Here is a 22,963-nt window from a genome sequence, read left to right as displayed (position 1 = left end):
CAGGTCTCTCCCTCCGAAACGTTCAGTATGGCCCATCCATTCCATGCGTGTTGCGTTCGATCCAACGTTCGATTTCGTGCCGAAGCCGTCCCCGCCGAATGTAGGCGACCGTCGTGGACTTGCCGAGCGAGCCGCCGGGGGATTGGAAGAATACTTTGCCTTGCTCGTGGTCGTATCGGGCGATGTGGTGCTTGTTGACGAGGTTGATCCGGTCCAGCTTGTGAAATCCATAAGACTGAAGATGCTTGACATACGTTGTAAGCGAGGGGGCAAGGGGGTAGAAGGTATCAGTCAACGTATGGAAAACGAGCGCGCCGTTCGCGGATTCGATATACAGAATATCGGCCGCTTCCAGCAGGACGACCGGCGATTCGTTGTTCCGGTCGCGCGTAACGGGAATCATCATCATGACCTGCACTCCATGCGTATTGGCGGTTGGATGGACGCTCTGCCGCGCCGCTGCTCCATGCCCCTACTATACAACCTATCGGCATACAAATAAATACAATTATTCAAGTTTAAGAAGAGTGGACGCTAGCGAATCCGGATAGTATGATGAGTAGGATTTCAAACAAGCAGGTGAGCAAAATGGACTATGACGTAATCATCATCGGAGGCGGTTCGGCCGGGCTGATGGCCGCCGTATCGGCGGGCGCCCGCGGCTCGCGCGTCCTGCTGCTGGACAAAGGGGACAAGCTGGGGCGCAAGCTCGGCATCTCCGGCGGCGGCAGATGCAACGTGACGAATAACAAAGAGCTGGACGAGCTGATCCGCCATATACCCGGCAACGGGAGGTTTCTGCATAGCGCGCTGAACGCCTTCGGCAATAAAGAGATTATCGCGTTCTTCGAGAAGCTGGGCATCGCGCTCAAGGAAGAAGACAACGGGAGGATGTTCCCCGTCTCCGACCGGGCGAAGACCGTCGTCGACGCGCTGATCGGCCAAGTCCGCAAACTAGGCGTCCAGATTAAGGTCAACGCGCCGGTGAAGGAAGTGCTGTACCAAGGCGGCGAAGTGCGGGGCGTTCGGCTGAAGAGCGGCGAGACGTTCGCAAGCCCCGCCGTCATCGTCGCCTCGGGCGGCAAGTCGGTGCCGCACACCGGCTCGACCGGCGACGGCTACGCGTGGGCCGAGCAGGCCGGCCACACGATTACGGAGCTGTTCCCGACGGAAGTGCCGATTACGTCGAACGAGCCGTTCATCCAGACGAAGGAGCTGCAAGGGCTGTCGCTGCGGGATATCGGACTCTCCGTCTGGAATCCGAAGGGCAAGCGGATCATCGAGCACCGCGGCGACATGATTTTCACCCACTTCGGCCTATCCGGACCGACGGCGCTGCGCTGCAGCCAGTTCGTCGTCAAGGCGCTCAAGCAATTCGGCACCGGCAACGTCAACATGACGATCGATCTGCTGCCGGACAAGAGCGCGGACGAGATCTACAAGGAGACGCTCGCGCTTACGCAAGCGGAGTCGAAGAAAGCCGTCAAGAACGTCCTCAAGAGCTATCTGCCCGAGCGTCTCGTACCGCTCCTGCTCGCCCAGTCCGGTCTGGACGAGCAGGTCACGTACGACAATATTCCGAAGCAGCAGTGGTTGGAGCTGGCCAAACTGGCCAAAGCCTTCCCGCTTCGCGCATACGGCACGCTGTCGATCGAAGATGCGTTCGTGACCGGCGGCGGCGTGAATCTGAAGGAAATCGATCCGAAGACGATGGGCTCCAAGCTGATGCATGGACTGTACTTCTGCGGCGAAGTGCTCGACATCCACGGATACACCGGCGGGTATAACATTACCGCCGCGTTCTCGACCGGATACGCGGCCGGCCTGCATGCGGCGCGGCTCCGCCAATAGCCATCAAGGCGGCCGCACAAGCGTTGTCCATGGGGATTACATATCGTATAGTAATCCAAATGGAAGGGAGCCCTGCTTGATGTGTGACCATCGCCATTGCGATCCGTTATGTCCGACCGAGACGATCTATGACCCGCCAATCCGCGTCGTTCGCGACTTTTTTCACCCTCAGCGCGTCCAAGTCGTGCAGATTGTGGAGGTCGTAAACCGCCATCACTGCGTGCCGGTCTATGAGAAGGTCGTCCAAGTCGTCGAGCGCGAAGAGGACTGTACGCACCACCATCATGGCGGCCACGCGACCGTGGCCGGCGAGAAAGCAAAGACGAAATCCAAATCCAAGGGCCGTCGCGCGGTCAGACGCAAATAGCTCCTTAAACAGCAGCAAAACCCCGGAAGGCATCCGCCTCTCCGGGGTTTTGCATCTATGCCGGCAATTCGATTACGTATGCACGTCGCCCGAGAAATGATCGTACGTGCCCGGATCCGGCGTGAACGCGTCGGGGTCGGCCGCGTCCTCGTCATGGTTGCGCAGTCCCATCTCCGACTCCTCGCGGGCGATCAGATCCTCGTTCACGAGGTGCGCCGGAATCGTGATCGCGTCGAGACTATAAGCGCTCGCCGTGATCGCGTTCTCGTCCAGCCTGGATTGGCCGCACATGACGCCGCCATGCGATTGCGCGATCTCGAGCGCGGACGTCAGATCGCTTCCGTGGAGATGGATATGGACCTCTCTCCCGCCGCTCACGTCCGGCTCGTAGCCTAGCTCCGACAACGTATCGGCCGCCATCGCGGCCATCGCCTCGTCGGGGAATTGAAACAACAAAGCGGTATCATGCTGCATGCGAACCTAATTCCTTTCCGCGTGGGTGTCCCTTGCCTTGCTCGATCTCCCTTAATGTACCCGCGCAAGGGCAAACGATGCATGATCGTCTTGGAGCTCAATCGCTCCGCGTCGCCCGCAGCCGCCCGAAAGCAGACGTCAAATTATTGACGAACCATAGATACGCCGCGGAAAGGAGAGTGCCGGCCATCAAGCCGAGGAATCCGAAAGCATCATAGCCGGCGACCGCGCCAAGCATGAGCGCGATCGGCGCCACGAGCCATAGCCGCAGCCGCTCGCCTGCCTTGCGGAGGTTGCCGTCCTCCCAGCGGAACTGCCGGACGAAGGCTTCGCCCGCGAAATTCAAGATATGGTTCTGAATCATCATGTTGACGAGCAGCGGAATCCCCAGTGCCAGCGCAATCTGCGCGAATAGAGGAGACTGGCTGACGGCGAAGAGGCCCAGACTCAGAAAGCTGATCCAGTAACGAATCATGAGCCACTGACGCAGGAACGATTTGAGCGCGCTCTCCGCCAGCACGACCGAAGGCGCGCCCGATCGGAACAGCCGCTGCGAGCGCCGGAAGACTAGCGGCTTGTCGAGACGAATGAGCGGCTTGCGCTGCACGACGTCGCGTACGAGCAAGGCCGTGCCGGAGAGCCTTGCCAGATGCTCGAGCCGCACGTCGGAAGCGAAGTCGCCGTCTTGCCTTAGTTTGCCGCGAAGCAAGAGGAGCGCGGCCCCAACGCCTGCGAGCGCGCAACCCAGCCAAGCAGCGGCCTGCGCGCCGGCTGACAATAAGGAAGGGAGCAGCAGCGCCAAGATAAGCATCACGTTCACGGCCCCGATGCAAGCTTCCTTCCTCCATCCGCGGAACCGCCCGTGGATGCGATTGCGCCACACCGCGCCTGCAAGCGATACCGACCAAGCGGCCGCCAGCAGCAGCGCAACATGGGACAGCTGCATGCCGTGCACGCCCATCAGAACCGGCAGCAGGAGCGCGTAGATCAATAATCCGGGCACCGCCAATCCTGCTGCCGTATAAGCGAACCCGTACAGGAGCAGACCGCGCCGCCACTCGCCGCGCTGCACCAGGAACAGCATGTCCGCGTCTTCCGCGAACGTCCTGAATCTTGCGCCGACCGCCAGCAGCATCGGCGGCAGCTGGGCGGCCCAGAGCGGCGCGGAGGCCATCCATGCCGGCGGGTCCGCCCACCACCCCGCATATACCACGCCTCCGATCAGCGCAGGGAACAGCAAGTAACAGAGCACGACCCAATCGACGACGGTTCCCCACACCTGCCGTTGCTCCTTCCAAAATCGCGCCACTCTTTTGCGGAACAGCCGCCGGATCGTCCATGCGCGGGCCGCGGAATTATTACCGGAAGACGTCATGCGTTTCTCTCCCCTCTCCGGATTACGTAAGCGCATAGAAGCAGTCGAACAGCGGCGCATCCGCGCCGCACCTCGCCTGCTCCCGCACGTCCGCAAGCGTCCCGCCCGCGACGACCGTGCCGTCGTTAATGAGCACGAATCTGTCGCTTATGCGCTCGGCGGTATCCAATACGTGCGTGCTCATCAGCACGCCGGCCCCCCGCTTCCGCTCCTCGTTCAGCAGCGTCAAGAAGTCCTTCGTCGCGCGCGGGTCCAAGCCGACGAACGGCTCGTCGACGACGTAAAGATTGGGCTTCGGCATAAACCCGATAATAAGCATCATTTTCTGCTGCATGCCCTTGGAGAACCCGGTCGGCAGCCTGTCGCGGTCCTGCTCCATACGGAACAAACGCAGCAGCTCGCCTGCTCGCTCTCGAAATACGCGATCGTCTAATTCGTGCACGCTGGCCGCCAGCTGCATGTGCTCCCACAGCGTCATGTATTCGTACAGCACCGGCTGCTCCGGGACGTAAGCGCAGCGGCGTTCTCCGCCGCCGAACGCCACATCCCCCTTCACGTTGCGCAGCAGGCCGAGGAGCGCCTTTACCGTCGTGCTTTTGCCCGCCCCGTTGGGTCCGATCAATCCGACCAGTTCCCCTGCCCCAACATAAAAAGAAACATCGCGGATGACAGGCTTATCTTGCTCGTAGCCCGCCTCCGCGATGTTTACTGTTAATACGTTCATCGCGATCCCCGCCCTATCGTTCAAGATAATTCTTAAACGAGGACGGCGCCTATTAAGTTCCGGAATTTTCCTTATTTCAGTTGGAAACGCTGAACCGTCGCCTGCAGTTCCTTCGCGATGCGCGTCAGCTCTTGCGTGTACGCGCTGATCTGCGTCATCGAGGACACCTGCGCCTCGGCGCGGTCCGTGACGGACTTGAAGGAACGGGACAGCTGCGTCGCGATTGAAGCCTGCTCGTTCACCGACGCGCTGACCTCCTGCGAGCTGGCCGACATCTCTTCCGCGACCGCCAGCGTCTCTTCGACTTGCGCGCCCATCTCTTGCACGGACTTGACGATCTTCGCGAATTGCGCGCCCGCGAGCTTCACGGCGCGATTCGCCTCGTTCACTTCGCCAAGCTCCTTGTCCATCGCTTCGCTTGCCGCTTTCGTGCTCTGTTGAATCTCGCCGATCACTTCGACGATCGACGTCGCCGCCGTCTGCGACTGCGCCGCCAGCTGGCGAACTTCGCCCGCGACGACCGCGAATCCGCGTCCATGCTCGCCCGCGCGCGCCGCCTCGATGCCCGCGTTCAACGCCAGGACGCCGGTCTGACGGGCAATGTTATTAATTTGATCGACCAAGCTGCCGATTTGGTCGTTGCGCTCTTCCAGATGCTTGATCAGCTGAGAGAGGTGGTCGGTCGCCGCGATGACCGCGTCCATGCGGTCGCCGGCATTGACGATCGAACGCTGGCCTTGCTCGGCGTCCTGCTTCGCCTCGGTCGACTTGTCGCTGACGTCGCCCGCGGATTCCGCCACGCGCTGCACGCCCAGCGACATCTCTTCCATCGCGCGCGCCGTCTCGCCCGCGCTGTGCCCTTGCTGCTCGGCGCCCGCCGCCGCTTGGCCGATCGTATCCTTGATGCCGGCCGCGGACTTGTTCGTGCCTTCCGCGCTCTCGGACAGCATGCTTGCCGCGACGGCCAGCTCGCTGGAATAATCGGCGGTTTTCAGGACGATATTACGAAGGTTCGCGACCATCTTGTCCGCGGCTTCCGCCAGCTCGCCGAATTCGTCGGCGCGCTTGAGCTGCAGCGGCTCCGATGTCAGCATGCCGTCGCCGACTTCGAGCATCCGGTCGCGCACGATGCGCAGCGGACGGATCAAGTTGCGCGTCAAGATAAGCACGACGATAATCGCCACGGCTACCGCGATCCCGCCGAACACCATCGTGGATACTTGACCGTCATCCGAGCTGGCGACCGCATCCGCGAGCATCGCTTCGGTGTTCGTGCCGTTCTCGTCGTCGAGCTGTTGAATAATCTCCTGATAAGCTTTGTAATGGGACATGCTATCCTCAACGGAGATCGACGTGCCGCTTGCCGCTATCTCCGCGAGCTTTTTATACGTCTCTTCGATTTGGCCGATGAGTTCGATTTCATTATCGCCGATCGCGTATTTCTTATACGTTTCGATCTGCTCGCCCATCCAGGCAAACATCTCGCCGCGCTCTTCCATCAGCTGCTTCGCCTGCGAGTCGTCCTTGGCGGTAGCGGCCATCATCCCGATCGCCTGCAGGCGCTCGAGACCGTATTTCATCTCGTGCACGCTCTCCACGGCCTGCACCCGGTTATTCGCGAACAGGATCATCTGATCTTCCGTGTTCTGGCTGCTGTCATACGCGCTGTACGCCATCGTACCCATGAGTCCGATCACGACGACGAAGGACAGCGAAATCTTCGTTCCGACCTTCATTTTCATATTAATCCGCTTCATTATGAGTCTCCTCCTGCTCCCATCTAGTTGCGACTTGTTCATCTCATAGGGAGAATATCGACAGAGTGACTCGCAGAGATTAGAGTTTCGGACAAAAAGAAAACCGCTTCGGAGGCAGGAAGTTTTCCCTGTTCCCAAAGCGGTGTTGAGGCTTGACAAACGTTAGCGGTACTGCCCCAACGCATGATTGATATCGCGCGTGCTGGCATAGATCTGTTGATAGAGACGGAACAATCCGGCGTATTGCGCCGACGATTCCGGCTGCGGATGATAGACGGCCGCATGCGAGACGAACGCCTCCGCGCACGCGTCCAGGCTGGCGAACCAGCCGCATCCGTAAGCCGCGAGCATCGCCGCGCCTAGACCCGGTCCTTGCTCGCTTGTGAGAGCCACCACGTCCGCGCCGAAAATGTCCGCCTGCATTTGCAGCCACACCGGATTTTGCGCGCCGCCTCCGATGGAGACGATCTTGTCGATCGTCTTGCCGGCGGTCCGGAACATATCGACCGACTCATGCAGCGAGAACGTGATCCCTTCCATAATAGCGCGGGCAAAATGCGCCCGTGTATGCGAACCGTCGATGCCGATGAAGCTGCCCCGGATCTGCGAATCCGCGTGCGGCGTCCGTTCGCCGACCAAATACGGCGCGAACAAGAGACCGCCCGATCCTGGCGGAAGCTCGCCGATGCCCGCCAATAGCGAGTCGAACGCTTCGCCCTTGGCGAACGTCTCGCGGAACCAGCTCAAGCTGTAGCCGGCCGCAAGCGTCACGCCCATTGCGTAATACGCGTTCTCCTTGCCGTGGTTAAACAGATGCACTTTACCCTTATAATCGGCGCTGGCATCCGGCTCATAAGAGAGAATAACGCCGGAGGTGCCGATGCTGCACATCGTCAGCCCTTCGGACAGAATGCCCGCGCCGATCGCGCCGCATGCGTTGTCCGCGCCGCCGGCGAATACCTTGGTCGCCGCCGGGAGCCCCGTCGACTGCGCCGGCTCGGGCAGCAGCGTGCCGACCAACTCATGCGATTCCGCGAGCGGCGGGCAGAAGCCGTCCGGCAGCTCGAACGCCGCCAAGATGTCGCTGCTCCACGTCTTCGCTTCCACGTCCAGCAGCAGCGTGCCGGCCGCATCGGAGTAATCCATATGCAGCGCGCCGGTCAGCCGGTAGCGGACGTAATCCTTCGGCAGTACGAACGAGACGGACTTCGCGAACGACTCGGGCTCGTGCTGCTTCACCCACAATATCTTCGGCAGCGTGAAGCCTTCGAGCGCCGGATTGCGCGTAATGCGCAGCAGCTTCTCCCCGAGCACGCTTTCGATCTCGCGGCACTGCGGCGTCGTGCGGGTGTCGTTCCATAGAATTGCATTGCGCACCGGGTTGCCCTCCGCGTCCAGCAGCACGAGGCCGTGCATCTGGCCGGAGAAGCTGATTCCCTCGATCGCCTCGGGCCGAACGCCCGGGGCTTGCGACAGTTCCGCCAGGGCGGCGATCGTCGCCTCCACCCAGTCGTCTGGACGTTGTTCGCTCCACCCCGCGTGCTCATGGAAGAGCGGGTAGCTGCGCGACGCTTCGGCGACGAGCGCGCCGCTCCGATCGAGGAGCAGCGCCTTCACCGCGCTTGTGCCGAGGTCGATGCCGATGACGTAAGACATGCGCGTTCGCCCCCTCTTAGACGCTGAAGATAACTTCGTTCAGCTGCAGTTTGATGCGCTCTTGGCGGCCGGAATCGTTCACGATCGGGTTATTCTGCAGCGCGTATTGCTCCAGCGTGTGCAGCGTCGCCTTGCCGGAGACGATCTCCGCGCCGATGCCATCCTTGAAGCTGCGGTAACGATTGTCGACGATGTTGTCGAGCACTTTCTCTTCGATCAGCTTGGCAGCGGCTTTGAGGCCCCATGCGTACGAATCCATGCCCGCGATGTGCGCCAGGAACAGATCCTCGTTCTCGAACGAACCGCGACGAACTTTGGCATCGAAGTTGACGCCGCCGCGACCGATGCCGCCCGCCTTCAGCACTTCGAACATTGTCAGGGTCGTCGAGTACAGATCGGTCGGGAACTCGTCGGTATCCCAGCCGAGCAGCAAGTCGCCTTGATTCGCGTCCAGCGAGCCGAGCATGCCGTTGATCGCGGCCGTCCGGATCTCATGCTCGAACGTGTGACCCGCGAGCGTCGCATGGTTCGCTTCGAGGTTGAGTTTGAAGTAATCTTTCAGACCGTACTTCTGCAGGAACGCGATCGTCGTCGCGGCGTCGAAGTCATACTGGTGCTTCGTCGGCTCTTTCGGCTTCGGCTCGATAAGGAATTGAGCATCGAAGCCGATTTCCTTCGAGTACGCAACCGCCATATGGAAGAGACGCGCCAGGTTGTCGAGCTCAAGCGCCATATCGGTGTTCAGCAGCGTCTCGTAGCCTTCGCGGCCGCCCCAGAATACATAGTTCTCGGCGCCCAGACGTTTGCCGATCTCAAGCGACTTCTTCAATTGCGCACCGGCATAAGCATAAACGTCGGCATTGGAAGACGTGCCAGCGCCATGAACGAAACGCGGATTGGTGAACATGTTCGCCGTGTTCCAGAGCAGCTTTTTGCCCGTTGCTTTCATATTAGATTCCAGCAGGTCCGCGATGACGTCCAGGTTCTTGTTCGTCTCTTGCAGCGTCTCGCCTTCCGGAGCGATGTCGCGGTCATGGAACGCGTAGAACGGAATGTCGATTTTCTCGAGAAATTCGAAGTTGGCTTCGACGCGGGCTTTCGCTTGGTCCATCGCGTCGCTGTAATCCCAGCCGCGCACCGACGTGCTTACGCCGAACGGATCCGCGCCGCCGTACGTGAACGTATGCCAGTAGGCTACCGCGAAACGAAGATGCTCTTCCATTGTTTTGCCGAGCACGACTTCTTTCGGATTGTAGCGCTGGAATGCGAACGGATTGTCCGTGCCTTTGCCTTCGAATTGAATTTTGTTGATGTTTTTGAAGTACGACATAATGGGAATGCCTCCTTAGGATTATAGAATGAATTCTTCTTGTAACCGCTGTCTTTCTTTGAAACGCGCCGGGCAGCTAAGAGGTGTCGTCGGCCGTTTCACCTTGACCTGCACCTAGCATAGCATGAACCAACTTAGTTTGTCTATTAAACAAACTAAGTTTGTGATACACTTCTTGTATGTCCGATCTATGATACAATGAGCGAAATTAGCCACCCTTGCGTGATAACTATGGAGCGTGTTACTTACTATGAAAGCCAAAGCTACCGGCGATCTCGCCATGATCAAAAAAATCAATACCGCTATTGTGCTCGAAGCGGTGCTTAAGCATGCGCCGCTCTCGCGGGCGCAAATCTCGGAGCGGACCGGTCTCAACAAAGCGACCGTATCCAGCCTCGTGCAAGATCTGATCGATGCGAGCCTCATCGTGGAGACCGGTCCCGGCGAGTCGAGCGGCGGCCGCAAACCGGTCATCCTGCTGTTCAACGCGCGGGCCGGCTTCGCCGTCGGCATTGATCTCGGCGTCAACTATATTCGAGGCGTGCTGACCGATCTTGAAGGGACGGTGGTCGCCGAACACGAGCAGACGGTCGCCGCGAAGGAAGAGGATGTCGTCGTCCGTCAGCTAGAGGACTGCATCGACAGCCTCCGAAGCCAAATCCCGGACTGCCCATACGGCCTGGTCGGCATCGGCGTCGGCGTCCCCGGCGTCGTGGATGACGAAGGCGCCATCTTGTTCGCGCCGAATCTCGGCTGGCGGGACATGCCGCTCCAGCGCCGGCTGGCGGGACGCTTCGGCGTGCCGGTCACGATCGACAACGAAGCGAACGCCGGCGCGCAGGGCGAACAGAAATACGGCGCCGGCCGCGGCATCGCGCATCAGATTTACGTCAGCGTCGGCATCGGAATCGGCACGGGCATCATTTTGCGCAAGGATCTGTATAAAGGCGCTTCCGGCTTCTCCGGCGAGCTCGGTCATCTGTCCATCGAACGCGGGGGCAAACCTTGCCGCTGCGGCAACCAAGGCTGCTGGGAGCTGTACGCGTCGGAGAACGCGCTGCTCGAGCAGGCCGCCGCGCTCGGCCATGCCGACTTAGGGTCCCTGCTTCGCGCCGCTGAGGCGGGCGACGCCGACGTGCTTCGTCTATTCCGCGGGATCGGCGAATCGCTCGGCATCGGCATCGCCAACATCGTCAACGTGTTCAATCCGGAAGCTGTCATCATCGGCAACCGGATGAGCCGAGCCCAGCGGTGGATCGAGGATGCGCTGACGAATACTGTCAACGCCCGGACGCTCTCGTTCCATCGCGAGCGGATGCGCATCCTGTTCGCGGACCTGCGCGATCAATCGGCTGTCCGCGGCGCCGCTTATTACGCGATCAGCGGGTTCATCGCGCGGATGAAGGGCGGGCATGCGGGCGGATAATCGCAATGCCGCGCGCTCGGCAGGTTGGCTGCTAGGCTTACGGGAATGCACCAAAGGGGTTGTCCGAGACGGCTAAGCCGTCTCGGACAACCCCTTTCCCATACTTACGCTTCCAAATAGCCGAGCGCCTGCAGCAAACGCGTCAGCATGACGGCCGCTTGCGCGCGGTCGGCCGATTCGTCCGCTTCGAAGGCACCGTCCGGCGTTCCGCCGATCAGTCCAAGCGATACGGCTTGCCCCGCGCTTTCCGCCGCCCAAGGAGAGATCTCCTCGCGATCCCGGAACCGCTCCAGCGCGTTCGGCTCCGCCGCAACGGCCTTGCCGCCTGCGAACCGGTATGCGCGAAGCAGCATCATGGCCATTTCCTCCCGGGTGATGTTCGCCGACGGATGGAAAGCGCCGTCCGGACCGCCTGCGACCAAGCCAGCTAGGCGCGCCGCTTCGACCGCATCGGCATACCAGGCTCCGGCGGCGACATCCGTGAACGCTTCCCGCGAAGCCGTCTCCGCCAAGCCCAAGGCCCGGGTCAGCATCGCCGCGAATTCCGCGCGGGTGACGGCTTGATCCGGCGCGAACTTCGCGGCCGACGTGCCTTGGAGAATGAAGCTACCCGCCAGCAGATCCGCCTCTTGCTGCGCCCAATGTCCCCGCATATCGCCAAAGGCCGAGCTGGACGAGATCGCGGCATAGACGCTGTTATGCGGCGCCCGAATGACGAGAACCGGCACGCCGCCCCGCTCCGATACGAAGGAAGGCGCGAAGCGGAGCGTCCCGTCCGCGGCAAGCCAGACGCCGACGGCTCCTTTTGTCTCTCCTCGGAGCACGATCGTGCGCTCGACATAGACGCCGCCGAATTCGTTCACGGTTCGTCCGTCGATCTCCAGTTCGAACTCGATCGGACGTTCTACCAGCAGCTTGGCCCCTTGCTTGGCGGCCGACGCTTCAAGCTCGCGGTTCGCGGCTTCGGAAGCTTTGCCGATCGTGAGCGTCACCGTCTCAGGCAGCCCGCCAGCTCCGATGAGTCCGACCGGGAGCAAGTAGCTTGCCCCGTCCACGATGACATCGATTCGGGTCTCGGGCGCGATGCCGGCCAAATCCGTCAGGACGCGGGATGGCAGTTCGACTTGAACGACATCTTCGCTTCCTTCAATCGCGATCGGCTTCGCCGTGCCCGCGATGGCAGCCAGAGCCTTCGCCAATTTAACCGGATCGAAAGATACGCTCATCATCTTGCGGCCGTCAGCCGTCGTCCCCTTCGTCATGACCGCGCCCGCATCCAGGCCGCCGACCGTGACCTTCGTTTGGCCCGCGGTACTCGGGTTCGGCTCAGAAGGATTCGAGGGCGGCGTCGCACCCGGCGTCGAAGGAATCGAAGGCGTCGGGATTGCCGTCCATTTCGCATACAGCGTAATGTCCGACTTCACCGGCGCGTCGAAATCATATGCCGTCGTCAGCCCGCTGTCCGCGTACCACCCGCCGAACGTATGCCCCTCGCGAGTTGGCGCCACTGGCGCGGTAACGCTCGCGTTGTACGCCACCGTCCGGCTTGCGACCGCCGAGCCGCCATTGCTCTCGAACGTCACCGCATGCGTGTTGACCGTCCATTTCGCATACAGCGTAATGTCCGACTTCACCGACGCGGCAAAATCATATGCCGTCGTCAGCCCGCTGTCCGCGTACCACCCGCCGAACGTATGCCCCTCGCGCGTCGGCGCCACTGGCGCGGTAACGCTCGCGTTGTACGCCACCGTCCGGCTTGCGACCGCCGAGCCGCCATTGCTCTCGAACGTCACCGCATGCGTGTTGACCGTCCATTTCGCATACAGCGTAATGTCCGACTTCACCGGCGCGGCAAAATCATACGACGTCGTCAGCCCGCTGTCCGCGTACCACCCGCCGAACATATGCCCCTCGCGCGTCGGCGCCACTGGCGCGGTAACGCTCGCGTTGTACGCCACCGTCCGGCTCCCTACCGCCGAGCCGCCGTTGCTCTCGAACGTCACCGTCCTGGCCAGATGTACCGAGAAGTCGATCGTTGTGACGTTCCCTGTCGAATCGGTAACGATCAGCGTATGCGGCCCCTCGCCGTCGACGACCGTCTCGCTCGGAATTAGCCGCCCGTCAAGCGTGGCCGTTCCTTCATTGAACGTCACGGTAGGCGGCGTCTCATATTCCCGGCCTGCCTCCACCCCCGTTACAACGGGCGGCGTCTTATCGATCGCGAAACGAATCGTCGTCGCGGTACCGCTGACGGCGGAGGTCACGATCAATTCATAGTCTCGCTCCTCGCCGACTTGGACGCCGCTTGCGATCGCGCTGCCGTTCAAGGTTGCCAATCCGCCAGTGAAGGTGATCGTTACATCCCGGTTATAGCGGGCGTCGTTCTCCACGCCTCCAATGACCGTCTTCGGTTCTACCGTAATATAGACGCTCCCCAAATTACCGCTTGAACCGGATTCATTGCTGGCGACGTAGGTGAAAAAGTCCCGGCCGACATAATTCGAATGAGGCTTATATTCGAATGATCCATCCGGCGAGAACGTTAGCGTCCCATGCGAGGGCGAATCCATTAGTTTCGCCGTGAGCGCGCGCTGATCGTTGGCCAGCACGCCGGGCGCCGGGATGGTCAAAGCGGAATTCGGTTCGATGCCGTACCGATCATCGGCCGCGACCGGGTTGTCGGCTTGTTCGTACCTTGGGAACTCCCAACCTTTCTGTACGATGTGAACCTGCAGCTCCGGCCGATTAACACCCGATAAGTTCGGAAGCTTGAACGTCGTTCTGCCATCGCCCCCGAACTTGATTCCGAGCAACGAAAAAAGCGCCTGATTCTGACCGATAGCCATATCGGAACCGTCGGCTCGCACGATCCGTCCGCTACCCGCAACGGCAGGGAGATCATAAGGGAATAACAGCAGCTCCCCGTAAAATTCATTACCAGTCCCTTCCGGGGTCGGCATCGAACCAATGGTCGTGACATAATAATTCACGCCTTCCGCAAGCGGGTCGAGCCCCGGCAGCGCGAACGTCCCGAACTGGTCGGAGCCCCCGAACCGATTGCCCAGAAGTCCGTAAAGCGCCGGGTACTCCGCGCTCTCCAAGATGGCGTTATCGGCCCGCCGCGTATGATCGGGCGCAAACACGTAGGGCAAAATCCGAATTTCACCCAACATGGATGCGTTCGGATTGCCGCCCCCCTCCCGGCTAGGGAACGATCCAACGGTGGCCATATAGTAGCCCGTTCCCGGAAGCGGTTCTTTCCCCTTTAAATTCGGCACGCGAAACGTGAGTTTTCCGTCTCCGCCAAATCGATCGCCCAACAAGGCGAACAGTGCCGTATTGCTTCTCATATCCAACTCCTGGCCTTCGAGATATATCCACCCCGTAGGCGCGATCCCATAGGGAAAAAGCTTGATCTCGCCCAGCAAAGGCTGGCCGGCCGCCGCATGCGCGGTTCGGCTTGGCGACGCGCCGCCGAGCACGGTAACCGTCCCGATCAACAACGCCAACATGATATGCATAAGTCTTCTCGATACACGTTCTCTCAAATTTGCAGCCTCCGCGCTTCTTCTCCTGAAGATGATCTGTCCATCCTCTAATAGTAACGCGCCCGGGCGCTTACGCCCAGTGATTTCGACTATATTCGGCAATCTGTCACATTGTATGGCCTCCGCTGGTTGTAGGAAGGAGGCCATCGCCAAAAAGAACGGAGGTCATCCCCCGCTCTTCCGCGCCCCGGGCGCCAGCTTATGCGCATCCATCAGCTTCTGCCCCTCCGACTGGAGCGACCGCACGACTTCCTTTGCGCCCGTTCCATGCGCGACCGCATCTTCGAACACGCGATTGACCAATTCGCCGAACCGCGTCATGAACTTCGGGCCGTAGTCGCCGTTGAGCGTATCCAGCGGGAAAGCCGGCTTCGGAAGCAGCTCGTACAACCCCGGCAGCACCGGATCGTCGTTATAGTCCATATAGGCGCGATTCGCCGGCAGGTTCGAGTTCGAGAGGGCGTTCCACACCTTCGCCATATAGTCGCTCATGAGGAATTTCGTCACCGTCCAGGCCTGCTCCGGCTCCTTCGCGGATGCCGGAATCGCCACCACGCCCGGGAAGTAAATATCGTCGCTGCGGTTCGGACTGTCCATGCCGAGCGGCCCGACAGCCTTCCCGACCCGAAAGGCGCGCTCCTGTCCCACGCCGGCGAACGCGAACAGCTCCGACGTGTTGAACACCTCGATCGACATCGCGGCTTTCCCCGTATTAAAGGTCTGGTCGAGCACGCCATCGCTCTCGCCCGGGCGCAGCGCGAACGTCCCCAGCTTGTAGCCGCGCAGCAGCGTCCCGACGAATCGCTCCCATAGCGGCGTATCGATCGTCACCTTCCCGGTCTTCATGTTATAGAGCGTCATGCCCTCCCGCATGCTGAAGTTCCACAGATGATCGAACGGACGCACCACATGAGCCAAATGCAGCCCTGCCACGTCGTCCCGTCCGCTCCCCGCCTGCGCGAACTCGTTCGCCAGCGCGTACAGCTCTTCCGACGTGATGCCGTTCCGAGGCGGCGTTATGCCATACTTCCGAAAAAGCTCCTCATTGTACACCAGCGAGGAGGTCTGGAACGTCGGCGCGAGTCCGTACAACGTCCCGTCGATCCGCAGTCCCTCGATCATGCCCGCATAGTAATCCGATTCCGCAAATCCATCCGCCTGCATCCTCGCCGACAAATCCGTCAGGAAGCCGCTGGCGGCAAGCTCCCGGTACAAATTCGGATTGTACGAGAAGCAGATTAAATCCGGCTGCTCCGCCTGCAGAAGCTGCTCGTACTGAGCGGCGGTGATGCCGACCGGATTCGCCGCGTTCGTCTCGATCACCGTTACCTTTAGCTCCGGGAAAGCCGCCGCGATATAATCGCCGTAGTTGCGGTCGAACTCCTCTTGGCTTGCGGCAACTACTTTAAGCACGGGCTGCCCGCGCGTCCCCGCTTGCTCGGCGCACCCGGTCGCGAGCATAAGCGGAATGACGATCATGACCGCCGCCAACGCGGCTCGAGCAAGCAAGAAAGAACGTGTCCCGGAGCCGCTCCAGCCAAAAAATTCACTCCATTGCCATCTTGTTCGCATCCCTGTTACTCCTTATACAACCGCTATGTATCCATTCAATATGAAGCCGACGCAACATGAAAAGGTCTTGACCCGCTATATCCGCTTAATTCGAGCGCCTTCCCGCTAATCCCGCCGCGCCCCGTCTAACAGCGCCTGCCCTTCCTTCTGAATCGCCGACATCGCCTGCGCGGCGGTCCGCTCGCCGTTGATCGCCTTCGTCATCTCCGCGTCGATCATGTCCTCGAACGACTTGTGGAACACGGCCCAATCGTAGCGTTCCATCGTCTCCGGGTTCGTCTCGATATACGGCATAGGCAGCAGCTCGTACGCCTCCGACACGATCGGATCCGGCCGATAGTCCAAATACGCCCGATTGGTCGTGTATCGTCCTTCGTCGACCGCGACGCTCGCCTTGGCCACGTAGTCGCTCATCATGAACCGGATCACCTCCCAAGCGCGATCCGGCTGCTCCGCCGATGAATAGACGCCCATGAACTGGTGCAGCGTTACCGTCGCCGATTGACCGGGATTCGCCGAGCTGACCGGCCCCGCAACCTGCCCGATCTTGAACGCCGCGCCGTCCTCGCGATAGCCGCCGATCGTCATCGCCGCCTTGCCTTGGCCGAACAGATCGCCCGCCTCCATCATCTCTTTATCGAAATACGTCCGGCCGTCCTCCACCCGGCCCTCGATGTTCTGCATGTAGAACGTGCCCGAACGGTAGGCGTCGATGATACTCTTGGCGATCCGCTCCCATGCGGGGGTATTCAGCGTCACCTTCCCCGAGTCGGCATTATACATCCGAATCCCTTCCCAGAAGGCGAACAGGAAAAGGTGATCGTAGGGCATGCTTTGCAAATTCTCGTGGTACCCGTAGATGCCGTCCTTCGCGCTGCCCGCCCGCGCGAACTCGTCCGCCAGCGCCAGCACCTCCGCCATCGTCATCCCGCTTCGCGGCGGATCGATGCCATAGCGGCGGAACAGGTCTTCGTTATACGTCAGGAACGAGGCATCGAACCACGGCGACAGCCCGTACAGCTGACCGCCGACCTTCATCCCTTCGAGCATCCCGCGCAAATATCGCTTCTCGTCCATGCCGTCCGCCTTCATCCGAACGGACAAATCCGCGAGCAATCCGTCCTCCGCCAAGCGCCGGTAGAAATCCCGGTCGTCCAAAATCAAATCCGGCTGCGTCTCCGCAAGCTGCCGCTTGTACTGCTCATAGGTCGGCGGCTGCCGGTCATCCGTCTCCGTCACGATCAACTCGATCGGCTGGTCGGGAAACGCGGCTTCGATGTAGTCCCCGTAGAAATATCGATACCAGTCCTCGTTCACGACCGCGATCTTGAGCGGCCTCTTCGCCGCCGCGGTATTCTCTTCCGCGCAGCCGCCGAGCAGGGCAGCAGCGATTAGCAACAGCAACATCATCGGCAGCGCACGTCTGCCGGGTCCTCTCCGTCCCGCGTACGTCACTGGTCAGTAACCTCCAATCCGACAAAGGGAAGCGCTTTATCCAGCTCGGCCTGCATGCGCTCAAGCGCCTCCGCCGCCGTCAGCTCGCCATCGGTCACGGCCTTCATATACTTCGCGCCCGCTTCGGCGAGCACGCCGGTCGCTCTCCAGTAACTCGGCTTCGCGGCCGTCAGCTGCTTGTAGGCTTGCGCCGGATCCGCCGCTCCCGCATAGAACGCCTCCCACCGCTTCTGTTCATCAGCGCCTAGCACATCTAACCGGCTGCTGAGCAGATCCGATTGGACGCCGGTCGTCAGCAGCTTCTTGCCGAACTCCCGCCCGGCCATGAACTTCACGACCTCCCATGCCGCTTCTTGATTCGCGGAGGCCGCGTTGACGGCATAGACGGTGCCCGGCGCGAGGAAGCTGTCTTGGTTCGGCGCACCGTCGGCCGGCTTGATCGGCACGGCGATCCAATCGTCCTGGATTTGGCCCAACGACTTGTATTCCTCCAACAGATGCGCATAGGCCGCGCCGCCAATTGCCATCGCCGCTTCGCCTTGCGCGAAGGCGTCCTGCTTCATCCGATCGTCGTAAGTATAGTTGTTCCCGAGCGGCTTGGCATGCCGCAGCCAGCCCGTCTTCGTCCCTTCGGCCATCTTCCGCCAGATGTCCTGCCAGCCCTCCGTGCCGACCGTCGCCCGCCAAGCGCCGTCTTGGTACGCGACCGATTGCAGCCCCGACGTCTCGCCCATGAAATTGACGATCTTGTACGTCTGATCCCCGCTCTGCCCGTACAATCCGGCCGTGCCCGTACCGGCGAAGCGAGCGGCCGTCGCCAGGATTTCGTCCACCGTCATGCCGCTCTCGGCAGAGAACGCCACGTTCCGGGACTCGAACAGCTTCCGGTTAATATACACGACGCTCGTATCGAAACTGGCGGACAGTCCGTACAGCTCGCCCCCGCCGCCCAGCCGGAGCAGCTCGGTGACCGGTTCGTAATAAGCATCCAGACCGACGTCCGCGCTCTTGATGCGCGATTCGAGCGAGAGCAGCTTTCCTTTGGCCGCCAACTCGACGTACACGTTGTACGGCAGCTGCAGCACGTCCGGCCTTGCTTCATCCATCCACGTCTCAAAGGCCTGCGTCCACTTCGCCATGTCGCCCGATGCATCCATGGCGGGCGGGGTTAGCGACCGAAAGCTCACCGACGGATGGCGAATGATGAACATCTTCTTGCCGTAATGATCGAACAGGAAACTGGACATCGAATCTTGCTGTACCTTCAGCTCCACGGCCGTATCCGCCAGCGGATCGTTCCGCAGCGCGGCCGGCACGTCGGACCGCGCTTCCTTCGCCATCAGTCCCTGTATATCGTCCTTGAACCACCATCCGCCGCCGGCGAGCACCGCGATGCTCATCGCGGCCGCAACCATCCGCAGCGGCGCGCGCCGCCCTCTCGTCTTCATTCGGATCCTCTCCCTCACCTTTCGTTCTAATTGCGAGGTGAATCCGTTCTCGATCGGCGGCTCTCCCCGGAGCCGCTTCTGCCAATCCTGCGTCCGCTCGGTCATGACAACGTCTCCTCTACTGAAAGGTCGGCCGCGCGATCCGCGGCATCGAAGGCGCCGCGCGCCAGCTTCCGGTTGACCGCCGCCCGAGCCCGATGCAGACGCGACTTCACCGTGCCCTCGGAGATGCCGAGCAGCTCCGCGATCTCGCGCATCGATTGCCCGTAGTGGCAGCTTAGCAGCAGCACCTCCCGCAGCTTGCGCGGCAGGTCCAGCACCGAATCCCATAACTCGTCCGCTTCCAGCCGCCGCATCGTCTCCTGCTCGGCGGACGGAGATGCGAATCGCTCGATCCGACCCGGCTGCAGAATGACCCGCTTCAGCCACGACGAACGAAGCGCGTCGATCGCCGTATTGCGCGTAATGGCCAGCAGCCACGTGCGGACGGAGGATTGGCCGCGGAAATCGTACAGCCGCTCGTATACTTTCACGAACGCGTCCTGCGCGATGTCGTCGGCCAGCTCGCGCCTGCGCGTCAGGAAGAACGAGAAATTCCACACGTCCTTGCCGTATTCCCGCATCAGCTCGCCCAGCACCGCATCGCGGTCCAGTCCGCCCGTGACATGCTTCAAAAATTCGAATTGCAACTCGTTCACCTCGGCAAGTAGACGGAAGCGTTGGAAAATAGTTCCCTTATTCCCGAAAATATTTTGTAGACTTATCCGAACGATAGATTCCACCGAATCTCTCATCTGGGCACGAATTCCATTTTATCCTCCGATTCCAACTGAGCACAATACAAAAAAACACGGACCGCCATCCGCGTCATTCGCGGCTGCAGCCCGTGTTCGTTGCCTACCTATGTTCCATTACCGCCATCCGTTCCCGGCTATTGCTTCCCCATTTAGCCGTCGTGCCGGAAATCCCTTGGACCGTGCTATCCGCTCTGCCATCGGCGGCTGCTTTCGCCTTCCGCCGACTCTGTCATCCGGCCAAATCTACGCGCGCAGTTCCCGGATCATCTTGTACAGCCCGGGCTCCGCCCGGAAGCCCAGCAGATCCCGGTTGATCCGCAGCATCGGCGCGTTCATCGAATCGTTGTGCGTCCGCAGGTAAGGAACGCCGTGATCGCGGGCCGTCCGGGCGGCAAGCACCTTCAGCGCGAGCGCGAGCCGCCGGCCGCGATATTCCGGCAGCACGCACGTGTAGTCGTGATACATCGCTCCTGTCCGCTCATTCTGGTGCAGCGTGACGACGCCGACGTAGCGATCGCCGTCCATGGCGAGGTGGATCCATTCCGGACGGAAGCCCGGCGGGTCGAGGCTCCACTTCTTCCATTCCTCGAACCATGGGTAGTCCCCGGCGTAGCCCGGAATGTCCGGATGCGTCGCCTTGTACAGCTCATGCAGCTTCCGCTCGCTCGCTTCTTCCGCCGGCTCATCGGCGAACGTTATGAATCGGATGCCGCTCTGCTCCGCCGCTTGGATCGCGTCCTCGAACCGGCCGTCGTCGAACGAGGCCAGCTCCAGCACGGACTCGAACGAATGCCGGTCCTTCGCGTATCCCCGGCGTTCGGCGAACGCGATCGACGCCTCGTCCGTCTCCCGCACGCCGTAGTCGATCAACCGGGAAGCCTTCACTTCCTCCGCCCACCCGAGCAGCGCGTCGTGCAGCGCGCCGCCGACGCCCGAGCCGCGATGGTCCGGATGCACGACAAGCGTCTGAATCAGCCCGCCCGGCTCCGTCCACGGCGCGCGCCATGCGATCGCGTACGCGATGACCGTTCCTCGTTCGTCTTCCGCCACCCATTGCGGACGGTCCCAGCCCATCAGACGGCCTTGATCGTCGTAATGGAGCTGACCCGGCGGAATTTGTTTCTCTTCTTCTTCCAGACGCTCGGCCGTCGTCGGCTCCGAGTTGACGCAATTGAGCAGCTGCGCCGCGGCGGCGAAATCCTCGGGCTGGCGCATTTTTCGAATCGTAAATGTTGGCATTCATCTTCTCCTCTATCATGGGATCGCTTCCGTTTGAATTCCATTATCACACGGCGGATGCGATGCTGCATGGTAGAATTTGGGTATAGTTGAAGTTCGCTGAAAGCGAAGAGGAGGCGAGATGCTGCCGCTCGCCAAAAAAGCCCTCCTGTCCCGACGGACAAGAGGGCTTCTTTACGGATTGGCGAGGTTATCGGGCTGCGACGTCAACCCGCGTCCAATCTACAGCTTGAACGTCGAGAGCGCGTCCTGCAAATCTTCGGCCAACCTCGCGAGCATCGCCGAGGCGGCCGCTATCTCCTCCATCGTGGCGTTCTGCTCTTGCGCGGACGCCGCGACGCCTTGCGTATGGCGGGATGCGGTCTGCGCCACCCGGGAGATCGTGGCCAGATCGGCCGCCACTTGGTTCGTCTCCTCGCGGATCGCGTGCGCGTCGCGCACCGCTCCCTGCGAGCGGCCGTCCATCGCGACGATGGATGCGCGGATCTGCTCGAAGGCGGAACCGGCGTCGCCGATGATGACCATGCCTTCCCTCACCGCGTCGTTGCCTTGCTCCATCGCGTGAATCGCGTGGTGAATCTGGCTTTGAATATCTTGGATGAGTCCCGAAATCTGGCTGGCGGCGCCGCTGGACTGGACCGCCAGCTTGCGCACTTCCTCCGCGACGACCGCGAAGCCGCGGCCGTGCACGCCGGAGCGCGCCGCTTCGATCGCCGCGTTCAGCGCGAGCATGTTCGTCTGGGCGGCGATGCCCGAGATCACGGAGACGATGCTGCCGATTTGCTCGGATTTCTGGCCGAGCGAGAACACGTACTCCGAGGAGGACGTCACTTTGCTGGCGATAACGTCGATCTGGGCGACCGACTGCGCGATAACGGTATTGCCGCGTTCGGTCATCTTGATCGCTTGATTCGAGGTAGCGGATACTTCGCCGAGCGATTCGTTGACATGATCGACGCTTGCGGTCAGCTGCTCCGACGAGTCGATCGATTTCAGAATCGTGCTCACCTGCTGCTCGGCTCCCTGCGCGATCTCCTGCACCGCGAGCGTAATCGTCTCGGTCGACTTGGCCGTCTGCTCGGCGGACGCGGTCAGCTGCTCCGACGTGGCGGCCAGCTGCTGCGAGCCCAAGATCACGTTCGACAGCTTCTCGCGCAAGCTCGCCGAGAGCAGCTTCATATGCTCGGCCAGATCGCTAATTTCGTCGCGCGTCTTGATCACCGGCGGCACCGCCGTCAGATCGCCCAGCGCGACCTGGGAAACGTAGCTCTTCATCTTCCCGATCGCGCCGCCGATCAGCATCGAGATCCACGTCGCGACGACCATGGCGAGCACCAAGCCCGCTACCGCCATCACAAGGACGATCGTCTTGCCGGAACTGAGCGTCTTCTGGGCGTTCGCCGCCTCGGAAGTGGCTTGGGCGCGGTTCACCTCGACGAGGCTTTTCACCGATTCGCCCGCTTTTTTGCTCAAATATTTCATGTAGTTGACGGTTCTGACCGGGATATCGGCCTTGTTCGTCGACTCCAGGCTCTTCACCAGCGAAGGCAGCTGCGCCGAGAATGCTTCCCAGTCGCTGCCGAATTGGAAGTAGTCGCGCTTCATCGACTCGTCTTGCGCCAACCCCGCATACTGGTTCTGCAGCGCTTCCATCTTCTTCTGCTCTTCGAGCACGGACGCCTTCAGCGTCTGCAGCTCGCTGTATTTGGTACTGCTCATCATTTGGAGAAGGCTGTTCTCCATGCTTTTCATCGACAATCCCATATCGTTAATGAGAATTACGCTTTGCAAATTCGTGCCGGTCACGTTCGTAACCGTGGCGCCAAGACCGTTCATCTGCAAGAGTCCCGTTATGCTTCCGATCAGAAGCAAGCAGACGCAGGCAAGGAAGCCGCTGAACAATTTGGCCCGGATGGTGAATCTCATAGGTTGTCAGCTCCTGTC

Annotated in this window: 17 protein-coding genes; 3 read left to right on the top strand and 14 right to left on the bottom strand. The window is 61.0% G+C overall.

Annotation, left to right across the window (positions count from 1 at the left end):
* Positions 1-22: 22 nt before the first annotated feature.
* Positions 23-409 (bottom strand): LytTR family transcriptional regulator DNA-binding domain-containing protein, encoded by a 387-nt coding sequence (locus BCM02_RS23070; RefSeq protein WP_148931492.1) that lies wholly within the window; start codon positions 407-409, stop codon positions 23-25.
* A 179-nt stretch (positions 410-588) separates the two neighbouring features.
* On the opposite strand from BCM02_RS23070, the gene BCM02_RS23065 reads away from it, so the two are divergent.
* Together BCM02_RS23065 and BCM02_RS23060 are read left to right on the top strand one after the other, a co-directional pair.
* Positions 589-1,851, top strand: coding sequence for a BaiN/RdsA family NAD(P)/FAD-dependent oxidoreductase (locus tag BCM02_RS23065; protein ID WP_148931491.1), 1,263 nt, complete (start codon positions 589-591; stop codon positions 1,849-1,851).
* 79 nt (positions 1,852-1,930) lie between these two features.
* A complete protein-coding gene (locus tag BCM02_RS23060) occupies positions 1,931-2,218 on the top strand; it encodes a hypothetical protein (protein WP_148931490.1) in 288 nt (95 codons plus the stop codon).
* 72 nt (positions 2,219-2,290) lie between these two features.
* Here BCM02_RS23060 and BCM02_RS23055 read toward each other — a convergent pair whose 3' ends face one another.
* The 6 genes from BCM02_RS23055 to xylA all read right to left on the bottom strand — a co-directional run bounded on the left by BCM02_RS23055 (position 2,291) and on the right by xylA (position 9,534).
* Complete coding sequence (locus BCM02_RS23055; protein ID WP_148931489.1) at positions 2,291-2,692, bottom strand: hypothetical protein; 402 nt, start codon at positions 2,690-2,692, stop codon at positions 2,291-2,293.
* 97 nt (positions 2,693-2,789) lie between these two features.
* Positions 2,790-4,067 carry an ABC transporter permease gene (locus BCM02_RS23050; RefSeq protein ID WP_187434367.1) on the bottom strand — a complete coding sequence of 426 codons (1,278 nt, stop codon included), beginning with the start codon at positions 4,065-4,067 and terminating at the stop codon, positions 2,790-2,792.
* A gap of 22 nt (positions 4,068-4,089) precedes the next feature.
* A complete protein-coding gene (locus BCM02_RS23045) occupies positions 4,090-4,791 on the bottom strand; it encodes an ABC transporter ATP-binding protein (RefSeq protein WP_148931487.1) in 702 nt (233 codons plus the stop codon).
* 71 nt (positions 4,792-4,862) lie between these two features.
* Positions 4,863-6,548: a methyl-accepting chemotaxis protein gene (locus tag BCM02_RS23040; RefSeq protein WP_187434366.1), complete on the bottom strand. Its 1,686-nt coding sequence runs from the start codon at positions 6,546-6,548 to the stop codon at positions 4,863-4,865.
* Positions 6,549-6,710: 162 nt separating this feature from the next.
* On the bottom strand, positions 6,711-8,204 hold the full coding sequence (gene xylB, locus BCM02_RS23035; RefSeq protein WP_148931485.1) for a xylulokinase: 1,494 nt from the start codon (positions 8,202-8,204) through the stop codon (positions 6,711-6,713).
* 16 nt (positions 8,205-8,220) lie between these two features.
* Positions 8,221-9,534, bottom strand: a complete 1,314-nt coding sequence (xylA, locus tag BCM02_RS23030) for a xylose isomerase (RefSeq protein ID WP_148931484.1) — start codon at positions 9,532-9,534, stop codon at positions 8,221-8,223.
* Positions 9,535-9,784: 250 nt separating this feature from the next.
* Between xylA and BCM02_RS23025 the strand changes: the two genes are divergently transcribed.
* A complete protein-coding gene (locus tag BCM02_RS23025) occupies positions 9,785-10,960 on the top strand; it encodes an ROK family transcriptional regulator (RefSeq protein ID WP_148931483.1) in 1,176 nt (391 codons plus the stop codon).
* A gap of 104 nt (positions 10,961-11,064) precedes the next feature.
* On the opposite strand, the gene BCM02_RS23020 is transcribed toward BCM02_RS23025, so the two are convergent.
* From BCM02_RS23020 to BCM02_RS22990, 7 genes are all read right to left on the bottom strand, one after another.
* Complete coding sequence (locus BCM02_RS23020; RefSeq protein ID WP_187434365.1) at positions 11,065-14,508, bottom strand: InlB B-repeat-containing protein; 3,444 nt, start codon at positions 14,506-14,508, stop codon at positions 11,065-11,067.
* 165 nt (positions 14,509-14,673) lie between these two features.
* Positions 14,674-16,080 (bottom strand): ABC transporter substrate-binding protein, encoded by a 1,407-nt coding sequence (locus BCM02_RS23015; RefSeq protein ID WP_148931481.1) that lies wholly within the window; start codon positions 16,078-16,080, stop codon positions 14,674-14,676.
* Between the two features lie 105 nt (positions 16,081-16,185).
* A complete protein-coding gene (locus BCM02_RS23010; protein ID WP_148931480.1) occupies positions 16,186-17,535 on the bottom strand; it encodes an extracellular solute-binding protein in 1,350 nt (449 codons plus the stop codon).
* A complete protein-coding gene (locus tag BCM02_RS23005) occupies positions 17,532-19,088 on the bottom strand; it encodes an ABC transporter substrate-binding protein (RefSeq protein ID WP_148931479.1) in 1,557 nt (518 codons plus the stop codon). Before BCM02_RS23005 ends, BCM02_RS23010 begins: the two co-directional genes overlap by 4 nt.
* Positions 19,085-19,681 (bottom strand): RNA polymerase sigma factor, encoded by a 597-nt coding sequence (locus tag BCM02_RS23000; RefSeq protein WP_342791333.1) that lies wholly within the window; start codon positions 19,679-19,681, stop codon positions 19,085-19,087. The genes BCM02_RS23005 and BCM02_RS23000 overlap by 4 nt, the downstream gene beginning before the upstream one ends.
* A 342-nt stretch (positions 19,682-20,023) precedes the next feature.
* Positions 20,024-21,019 carry a GNAT family N-acetyltransferase gene (locus BCM02_RS22995; protein ID WP_148931477.1) on the bottom strand — a complete coding sequence of 332 codons (996 nt, stop codon included), beginning with the start codon at positions 21,017-21,019 and terminating at the stop codon, positions 20,024-20,026.
* A 222-nt stretch (positions 21,020-21,241) separates the two neighbouring features.
* On the bottom strand, positions 21,242-22,945 hold the full coding sequence (locus BCM02_RS22990; RefSeq protein ID WP_148931476.1) for a methyl-accepting chemotaxis protein: 1,704 nt from the start codon (positions 22,943-22,945) through the stop codon (positions 21,242-21,244).
* Positions 22,946-22,963 lie beyond the last annotated feature (18 nt).

Origin of the sequence: Paenibacillus methanolicus (genome assembly GCF_008124765.1) — a bacterium.
GTDB lineage: Bacteria > Bacillota > Bacilli > Paenibacillales > Paenibacillaceae > Paenibacillus_Z > Paenibacillus_Z methanolicus.
This window is presented reverse-complemented; position numbering and strand designations above follow the sequence as displayed.

Coding starts and splice junctions, on each gene's coding strand:
- BCM02_RS23070 (WP_148931492.1), bottom strand. CDS start 409: ATGATGATGATTCCCGTTACGCGCGACCGGAACAACGAATCGCCGGTC.
- BCM02_RS23065 (WP_148931491.1), top strand. CDS start 589: ATGGACTATGACGTAATCATCATCGGAGGCGGTTCGGCCGGGCTGATG.
- BCM02_RS23060 (WP_148931490.1), top strand. CDS start 1,931: ATGTGTGACCATCGCCATTGCGATCCGTTATGTCCGACCGAGACGATC.
- BCM02_RS23055 (WP_148931489.1), bottom strand. CDS start 2,692: ATGCAGCATGATACCGCTTTGTTGTTTCAATTCCCCGACGAGGCGATG.
- BCM02_RS23050 (WP_187434367.1), bottom strand. CDS start 4,067: ATGACGTCTTCCGGTAATAATTCCGCGGCCCGCGCATGGACGATCCGG.
- BCM02_RS23045 (WP_148931487.1), bottom strand. CDS start 4,791: ATGAACGTATTAACAGTAAACATCGCGGAGGCGGGCTACGAGCAAGAT.
- BCM02_RS23040 (WP_187434366.1), bottom strand. CDS start 6,548: ATGAAGCGGATTAATATGAAAATGAAGGTCGGAACGAAGATTTCGCTG.
- xylB (WP_148931485.1), bottom strand. CDS start 8,204: ATGTCTTACGTCATCGGCATCGACCTCGGCACAAGCGCGGTGAAGGCG.
- xylA (WP_148931484.1), bottom strand. CDS start 9,534: ATGTCGTACTTCAAAAACATCAACAAAATTCAATTCGAAGGCAAAGGC.
- BCM02_RS23025 (WP_148931483.1), top strand. CDS start 9,785: ATGAAAGCCAAAGCTACCGGCGATCTCGCCATGATCAAAAAAATCAAT.
- BCM02_RS23015 (WP_148931481.1), bottom strand. CDS start 16,080: ATGCGAACAAGATGGCAATGGAGTGAATTTTTTGGCTGGAGCGGCTCC.
- BCM02_RS23005 (WP_148931479.1), bottom strand. CDS start 19,088: ATGACCGAGCGGACGCAGGATTGGCAGAAGCGGCTCCGGGGAGAGCCG.
- BCM02_RS22995 (WP_148931477.1), bottom strand. CDS start 21,019: ATGCCAACATTTACGATTCGAAAAATGCGCCAGCCCGAGGATTTCGCC.
- BCM02_RS22990 (WP_148931476.1), bottom strand. CDS start 22,945: ATGAGATTCACCATCCGGGCCAAATTGTTCAGCGGCTTCCTTGCCTGC.